At 41.9% G+C, this 8168-nt stretch carries 6 protein-coding genes; 4 read left to right on the plus strand and 2 right to left on the minus strand.

The features are described from left to right. On the plus strand, positions 1 to 927 hold a 927-nt coding region (locus ACZFYI_RS11400), incomplete at its 5' end, for an ROK family protein (RefSeq protein ID WP_462524255.1). 263 nt (positions 928 to 1190) lie between these two features. On the opposite strand, the gene ACZFYI_RS11405 is transcribed toward ACZFYI_RS11400, so the two are convergent. Both ACZFYI_RS11405 and ACZFYI_RS11410 read right to left on the minus strand, forming a co-directional pair. After that, complete coding sequence (locus ACZFYI_RS11405; protein WP_462524256.1) at positions 1191 to 1586, minus strand: hypothetical protein; 396 nt, start codon at positions 1584 to 1586, stop codon at positions 1191 to 1193. After that, entirely contained in the window at positions 1579 to 2829 is a 1251-nt protein-coding gene (locus ACZFYI_RS11410) for a sterol desaturase family protein (protein WP_462524257.1), read from the minus strand. Before ACZFYI_RS11410 ends, ACZFYI_RS11405 begins: the two co-directional genes overlap by 8 nt. A gap of 124 nt (positions 2830 to 2953) precedes the next feature. Here ACZFYI_RS11410 and ACZFYI_RS11415 point away from each other — a divergent pair, with 124 nt between their 5' ends. The 3 genes from ACZFYI_RS11415 to ACZFYI_RS11425 all read left to right on the plus strand — a co-directional run bounded on the left by ACZFYI_RS11415 (position 2954) and on the right by ACZFYI_RS11425 (position 8114). Next, positions 2954 to 3454: a DNA topoisomerase IV gene (locus tag ACZFYI_RS11415; protein ID WP_462524258.1), complete on the plus strand. Its 501-nt coding sequence runs from the start codon at positions 2954 to 2956 to the stop codon at positions 3452 to 3454. Between the two features lie 24 nt (positions 3455 to 3478). Beyond that, positions 3479 to 5374 carry a DNA topoisomerase IV subunit B gene (locus tag ACZFYI_RS11420; RefSeq protein WP_462524259.1) on the plus strand — a complete coding sequence of 632 codons (1896 nt, stop codon included), beginning with the start codon at positions 3479 to 3481 and terminating at the stop codon, positions 5372 to 5374. An 85-nt stretch (positions 5375 to 5459) separates the two neighbouring features. After that, positions 5460 to 8114 carry a DNA gyrase/topoisomerase IV subunit A gene (locus ACZFYI_RS11425; protein WP_462524260.1) on the plus strand — a complete coding sequence of 885 codons (2655 nt, stop codon included), beginning with the start codon at positions 5460 to 5462 and terminating at the stop codon, positions 8112 to 8114. The last annotated feature ends 54 nt before the right edge of the window (positions 8115 to 8168 follow it).

An 8168-nucleotide genomic window follows, 5' to 3' on the forward strand; every position in this document is an offset into this window, starting at 1 on the left:
AACAAAGAAGAGGAGCATTTTTTGGGTATTCATGTCGGTGGAACCCATTTAAAAATCGGTCTTGTCAACAAACTGGGAGAAATTGTTTCGTTTGACAAAATTGATACCGCACCCTATCGTGATGATCCAAAGGGTTTCAATGTCTGTTTTACGGACAATATGGTCGATATTTTGAATAAATATCCGGAAGTCAAGAAGGTCGGCATAGGATTACCTGGTCTGATTTCCAAAGACAGGACCACCACGCTGGAAATTCCTGCAATTCCTGACCTCAACGGCTTTAACCTTAAGGGTGAACTCGAGAAAAAATATCCGGGTATTTCTTTTTATCTGGAAAATGATGCCGCCGCTGCCGCAATCGGGGAATACAGGTATGGGAAAAACAATCCTCCCGAAAACTTCCTCTTTATCACCATGGGAACAGGAATCGGTAGTGCATTGGTTTTGGATGGAGAAATCTTCAAAGGATCAAGAGGAAATGCGATGGAAATGGGACACATGCTTTCCCGCGGAAATGAAGGGCTGGAAAAATTGGTAGGAAGGAATGGAATTCTCAAAATCATGGAGCGTTTTGTTCAGGGATATCCAAGACTCGCAGGCGAATTGATAGATAAGGAACCGGGTACCCACTTATTGGTAGATACTGCAAAAGCGGGAAATGAGGTTTCTTTGATGGTATTTGAAGAAGTAGCAAGAATATTGGGTGAAGCCATCGTATCTACAATCAGAATCCTAGATGTGACACATGTTTACTTTGGAGGGGGAATATCAGCAGGATTGGAATTCATGATGCCTTCTTTAGACAAAACCGTCAGACAATATTTGACGCCATACTATGTGAAAGACCTCCAATTGGTAAGGGCCACTTTGGCCAACAATGCCGGAACACTTGGCGCAGCGGCTTTGTGCTTTATGGAGGATAAATGAAGGTTTTTAAGATTAAAATGTTAGAAGGTTTTAAGGTTTTACAGCCTTAAAACCTTTTTTTTTTGGATAATTTCTAAATAAAAAATTACCTGTCAGATTTTTTGAGGATATAATTGGAACAAGAGAAAATATCTGAAGCAATATCCATAAATATCAAATATCAATGAATATCGATAATTCGAAATTTCAGTCTTTGCCAACCCTTAAACTTTTGAATTTTCCCAACCTTTTAACCTCTATCCAATTAACCTTTAACCAGTTTCTCAAGGATCCAACCTACTGATCACCACCTCACTTACCCTGCTGTAGGCATTCATTCTTAGCATGACTTTCATCGGGAGTTCATCATTAGGGTCCACATTTGGGCAGGATGGTGAGGGATCGATAAAATAGATAAAAAAGGATTGGCTCCTGTCAGTCAATTCGACTTTGTCAGGTCTTCCAAATGTCTTGATGATGGATTGGTTGTCCTTGCCAAGTAAATCATTTTTCACAACCCTGAAAGCTTCCAATTCCTGCATCCTTAGTCCGGTACAGCCATCTCTGTCTTTCTTCCAGTTTTCAAGATTTACATTTTTGAGGTCTACTTTGCCGGAACAAGCGGAAAAAAGAATTGCAAATGATATTATTCCAAAAACAAGAAGGGATACTTTACGCATTTTGAGGGGTTTGATTGACTGATTTTTGGAAATTTTTCACGGCTCCATAATTGAACCAAAGCCAAAAATAGGAGACTGCAGCAAAGATTGAAAGCAATACCATGGATATGTTATCCGATGCCAATTCCCGCAAAATAAACCAATTTGCCAGGACAAACACTGCTACCCTGAGGATTTCCTGGACGTGATACCATTTTTTCTGCTCAAAAATTCCGGAGAAACTTACCGTACTCCAAATAATCAATACAGAAAGTCCGACTTTGACCATCCAGTCAAATTTACCCAGATTAAAGAGAAAAAAAGCAGTCAATCCCATCAACACAACATATTGGAAGAAAACGTAATAGTTGAGCGGTAAAGGAACAGTGGTATCGAATTTTTTGTAATCAGGTCCCACATCCTTGACAGTGCGGTAACCACCGAGATACTCTGGTAGCCATCCCGGCTTGTTGAACAGGTACCTGACTTTATCTTTCAAATTGGGAATCATCTTCAATTCCTCTTTCATGGTGGCATAATGAGAAATATTCACCCAGACCGGATTCCAACTTCGAACAGGCGTGGTGATCCCATAAGTCGGCCTTTCTTCCTCTTCCTGAAAAGTGCCAAACCATTTGTCAAAAATGATAAATGTTCCTCCGTGGTTTTTGTCAATGTATTTTGGATTACGTCCATGGTGCACCCTGTGGTGGGAGGGGGTATTCATGAATTTTTCCAAAAAACCCATCCTGTCGATCGCCTCAGTATGAATCCAAAATTGATATAATAAGTTTATTCCTGAGACCAAAACCAACATCACAGGATCAAATCCGATGATTGCCAAAGGAAGATAAAACATAAATGTCCAGATGGTTTGGGTGGAGCTTTGCCTTAGGGCAACAGACAGATTGTATTCCTCTGAAGAATGATGAACCACATGCCCGCCCCAAAACAGGTTGATCTCATGACTCAGTCTATGTGCCCAGTAATAGCACAAGTCATAAAGGAAAAATAAGATAAAGAAAGTCCACACATTGTTGGGAATCTCAAACAAACCGAACTTTTCAAAAAAGAAAGTGTAAATGCCTATGGAAAGCACTTTGAGAAATACCCCTGAAACCTGTGAGACTACTCCAAGGTTAATGTTAGTGATGGCATCGTTCAATCTATAAGTTGGGCTTTTCTGGAACCTCAAAACGAGCAACTCTATCCCCATCAGGATAAAGTACATCGGAATGGCGATTACTACGGGACTCAAATTCATCTTACTGTCAGCTATTTGGGTTTTCGGTCAGGAAATCTACCTATAAAAACCCAAAAAGGAAAAAACAGTTTCGGATTTGTACCATCATTAATCTTTATATTAGCGTCCAAAATCAACTAGTTTTATGTATTACCGATTCGGAAAAGTATTTCATTTCATTTCAGTGCTCCTGTTTTTATTCACCTTCCTGTATTTCTATTCGGCTATGCCGGATTTTGTGGCCTACGAACTCGATGAAAACGGGTATGCCGTCAAGGAATTTTCAAGAAGTACTTATTTTTACATAGGTATCATACTCTTTGCAGTTTTGAACTTTACTTTGATCACACCTGCCAAACTGGTTGAAAACAAAAGTACCAAAACACTTAAGCAATTATTTCCTACCGGAGATATCTTTAGGGATTACATACTTACTTGGATATACAGCTTTACAGGAGTTGTCAATATTTCCTTGGCAATCATGAGCTTATTTATCCATGCCATCAATAACCAAAACGAAATCGGATCAGGCAGTTATTCTTTCTTCTTTTATCTGATTCCTATTCTTTTTGCGGTTTGGATTATCGCTTTGTTTTGGATATTGTTGCAGAAATTCAATGCAATCAGAAATAACAGTACCGTTTAACCAAAATACCAATATTAAATTTTCATGGCAGAAAACGTAAAATACACCGAAGACAGCATCAAGTCCTTGGATTGGAGGGAACATATCAGGCTCAGACCGGGTATGTACATCGGAAAACTAGGAGACGGAAGTGCCCAGGATGACGGGATATATGTTTTGGTCAAAGAAGTCCTCGATAACAGCATCGATGAACATATGATGGGCTATGGCAGGACCATCGACATCAAAATATCAGAACACAAAGTTGAAGTCCGGGATTATGGCCGTGGTATCCCATTGGGCAAAGTCATCGACTGTGTGTCCAAAATCAATACAGGGGGAAAATACGATTCAGGAGCATTCCAAAAATCCGTGGGGCTTAACGGTGTCGGTACCAAAGCGGTCAATGCCCTTTCCGATTTTTTCAAAGTGCAGTCTTACAGAGATGGAGAAACAAAAGTCGCACAGTTTGAAAAAGGGATTTTGGTCGAAGACCGCCCAATAGAAAAAACAAGCGAAAGAAACGGCACAAAAGTCGTTTTCTCTCCTGATGCAGGTGTATTCAAGAATTACCACTTTATCCCTGAATACCTCGAAAACCAGATCTGGAATTACGCCTTCCTCAACGCAGGCCTGACGATCAATTATAACGGCAAGAAATTTTTCTCGGAAAGAGGCCTTTATGACCTCTTGATGAGAAAAGTAGATGAGGAGAGCATCAGATATCCGATCATCCACCTCAAAGGAAACGACATAGAAATAGCCCTCACGCACTCCAACCAATATGGAGAGGAATATTATTCCTTCGTGAATGGGCAGTATACCACCCAGGGAGGAACCCACCTTGCTGCTTTCAGAGAGGCTATCGTAAAGACCATCAGGGAATTTTATAAAAAAGAATATGATGCCTCAGATATCAGGGGAAGTGTCGTGGCTGCTGTTGCTGTCCGTGTCATGGAACCCGTCTTTGAATCCCAGACAAAAACCAAATTGGGTTCCCAATCCATCGGACCAGACGGACCTACACTGAGGACCTTTGTCAATGACTTTGTCAAAACAGAACTGGACAATTACCTGCATAAAAACCCGGCTGTGGCAGACGCTTTGCTCAAAAGAATTTTGCAGTCCGAAAGAGAAAGAAAAGAAATCTCCGGCATCAAGAAATTGGCCAACGAAAGGGCAAAAAAAGCCAATCTGCACAATAAAAAACTGAGAGATTGCCGTGTTCACTATGACGACCCCAAAGGTGATGAAGAGCAAAAAAACAAAACCATGCTATTTATCACTGAAGGTGACTCGGCCTCCGGTTCGATCACAAAATCCCGTGATGTGCAGACTCAGGCGGTGTTTTCTCTCAGAGGTAAGCCTTTGAACTGCTATGGCATGACCAAAAAGGTGGTCTATGAAAATGAGGAATTCAACCTCCTGCAGCATGCTCTCAATATTGAGGACGGCATAGAAAATCTCCGTTTCAGGAAAATCGTCATCTCCACAGATGCCGATGTCGATGGCATGCACATCAGACTGCTTATCATGACCTATTTCCTCCAATTCTTCCCGGATTTGGTCAAAAACGGCCACCTTTATATTTTGGATACACCCTTATTCAGGGTAAGAAACAAAAAGGAAACCATCTACTGCTATACCGATGAGGAAAGACAAAGGGCAATCCATAAAATAGGGAAAACTGCCGAAATAACACGATTCAAAGGTTTGGGAGAAATTTCTCCGGAGGAGTTTGGCAAATTCATCGGGGATGACATCCGCTTGGAACCTATCATCCTCAAGAAAGAAACAAAAATCGTGGAATTGCTCAATTTCTATATGGGTAAAAATACACCGGACAGGCAGACCTTTATCATCGACAACCTTAAAATAGAAAAAGACATAGTTTTTGATGACCCTTCTAAAAAGCAGGAAGAGGAGAATGAGGCGGCCTAAAGTCTTCCATTTGACCCAAGCCGAAGATTCAAAACTTTAACCCAATTTTGATGGCTCTTGTCCATCAAACCTTTCAAAACAAAGCATGAGCGATATAATCAACGATATTCCCGAAGGAAAAGACGGAAGTCTGCATGAATCATTGCCTGTAACAGGAATGTACAAGGACTGGTTTTTGGATTACGCCTCCTACGTGATTTTGGAAAGGGCAGTACCTGCCATTGAAGATGGCCTCAAGCCTGTGCAGCGCCGCATCCTTCACGCCATGAAGGAAATGGATGATGGCCGTTTCAACAAAGTAGCCAACATCATCGGCCAATCCATGCAATACCACCCACATGGAGATGCTTCCATTGGAGATGCGATCGTCAACATGGGACAAAAAGACCTCCTGATAGAAACCCAGGGTAATTGGGGAGATATCAGGACCGGTGACGGAGCCGCAGCTGCAAGGTATATTGAAGCAAGGCTTTCCAAATTTGCCCTGGAGGTAGTCTTCAATCCACAGACCACAGAATGGCAGCTTTCCTATGATGGGAGAAAAAGAGAACCCGTCACCCTTCCCGTAAAATTCCCTCTGCTTTTGGCTCAGGGAGTAGAAGGTATTGCAGTAGGACTTTCTACCAAAATCCTTCCACACAACTTTTGCGAACTGATCTTGGGATCGATTCAAATCCTTAAAGGCGAAAGAACACATATCCTTCCTGACTTTCCCACAGGAGGAATGGCTGACTTTGCGGAATATAATGAAGGTGTCCGCGGTGGAAGGATAAAAGTAAGAGCAAGAATTGAAGAGGAAGACAATAAAACCCTGTTGATCAAAGATATACCATTCGGTACTACTACCAATTCTTTGATCGAATCCATCATCAAAGCCAATGACAAGGGAAAGATAAAGATCAAAAAAGTGGTGGACAACACCGCCAAAGATGTAGAGATCCAGATCCAATTGGCACCCGGTCAGTCTCCCGATATGACGATTGATGCACTTTATGCCTTTACGGATTGTGAGGTCAGTATCTCTCCCAATGCCTGTGTAATTATCAACGACAAGCCTGTTTTCTTATCTGTCAATGACATTTTGGAATACAATACCAAGCAGACCAAAGCCCTTCTTAAAAAGGAGCTTGAAATTCGTAAGGCTGAGTTGATGGAGAAATTACTTTTTTCTTCTCTTGAGAAAATCTTTATCGAAAACAGGATTTACCGGGATATTGAAGAATGCGAAACCTGGGATGCTGTCATCCAAACAATCGACAAAGGATTGGAACCTTTCAAGCCTGATTTCTACAGGGAAATCACCACCGAGGATATCGTCAGGCTGACCGAAATCAAAATCAAGCGGATCTCGAAGTTTGATGCTTTCAAGGCAGACGAACTCATGAGAAGACTTCAGGAAGAGCTCAAAGAAGTCAACCACCATTTGAGACACCTGACCGATTACGCGATCCAATACTATCAAAACCTTTTGGACAAATATGGCAAAGGCCGTGAAAGGAAAACCGAAATCAGGGCTTTTGATACCATCCAAGCTACTGTTGTAGCGGCAAATAATGCCAAATTGTATGTCAACAGGGCCGATGGTTTTGTGGGTTTTGGCTTGAAAAAAGACGAGTTCGTCTGCGATTGTTCCGATTTGGACGATGTAATTGTCTTCAGAAGGGACGGCAATTGCGTTGTAACCAAAATCCAAGAAAAGGGATTTGTGGGCAAAGACATCCTTCATGTCGCCATCTTCCGCAAGGGCGACGAACGCATGGTATACAACATGGTCTACCTTGATGGTGAATCAGGCAAGGCGATGGTAAAGCGTTTTCAGGTAATTGGGGTGACGAGAGACCGTGAATATGACCTGACCAAAGGTACAAAAGGTTCCAAAGTCATGTACCTGACCGCAAACCCCAACGGCGAAGCAGAAATCATCACCATCTACCTGACGCAAGGCGCAAAAGCAAAGATCAAGGTTTTTGATTTTGACTTCAGCACCATCCAGATCAAAGGCAGGGCAGACGGCGGAAATATCCTGACCAAATATCCTGTCCGAAAAATACAATGGAAAATGGCCGGAACATCCACTTTGGGAGGTTTGGACATTTATTTCGATGCCTCCATCGGCAGACTCAATACTGACCAAAGAGGACGCAAAATCGGCAATTTCCTCGGCGAAGACAGGATCATCGTATTCTACAAAAACGGGGATTACGAACTGACTACCTTTGAACTTACCAACAGGTATGAAGCAAATGAAGTGGTCCTGATCCAAAAATTTGATCCTGAAAAAGTGATCTCGGCAGTTTACTTTGACGGAGCAACAAAAACCTATTTTGTCAAACGCTTCCTGATCGAAACGACCACGATCAACAAGAAATTCAATCTCATTTCAGACCATAAACAATCCTTCCTGAAGATCGTCTCCACCGACAAACAACCTCAGGTGAAAGCCGTCCTTCAAAAAGGAAAAGAGAAAGAGGAACAGGAATTTGACTTGGATATCCTGATCGATGTCAAAGGATGGAAGGCTATAGGAAATAAACTGTCATCCTACCCGGTATTGGAATTGGTTCTGATAGAAAGCAACACCAACACTTCCGAACCGGAAGAAGAGTCTGATTCCAAAGAAGACACCGACCCGAAAGAAGAAACAGATACAACAGAAGCAGAGGAAGACCTCGAAATCGGTTCTACTGTCGAATTCAAAATCAAAAAAGACGAAGACAAAGACCAATTGGGCTTATTCTAAGACTTTGCTTCGCTCAATACCACAAAAGGCACAAAAGAAATCCATCTTTTGTGC

The organism is Aquiflexum sp. (assembly GCF_977115555.1).

What these genes read in the sequence shown, in the direction of transcription:
- ACZFYI_RS11405 (WP_462524256.1), bottom strand. Translation starts at nt 1,586, where the DNA reads ATGCGTAAAGTATCCCTTCTTGTTTTTGGAATAATATCATTTGCAATT.
- ACZFYI_RS11410 (WP_462524257.1), bottom strand. Translation starts at nt 2,829, where the DNA reads ATGAATTTGAGTCCCGTAGTAATCGCCATTCCGATGTACTTTATCCTG.
- ACZFYI_RS11415 (WP_462524258.1), top strand. Translation starts at nt 2,954, where the DNA reads ATGTATTACCGATTCGGAAAAGTATTTCATTTCATTTCAGTGCTCCTG.
- ACZFYI_RS11420 (WP_462524259.1), top strand. Translation starts at nt 3,479, where the DNA reads ATGGCAGAAAACGTAAAATACACCGAAGACAGCATCAAGTCCTTGGAT.
- ACZFYI_RS11425 (WP_462524260.1), top strand. Translation starts at nt 5,460, where the DNA reads ATGAGCGATATAATCAACGATATTCCCGAAGGAAAAGACGGAAGTCTG.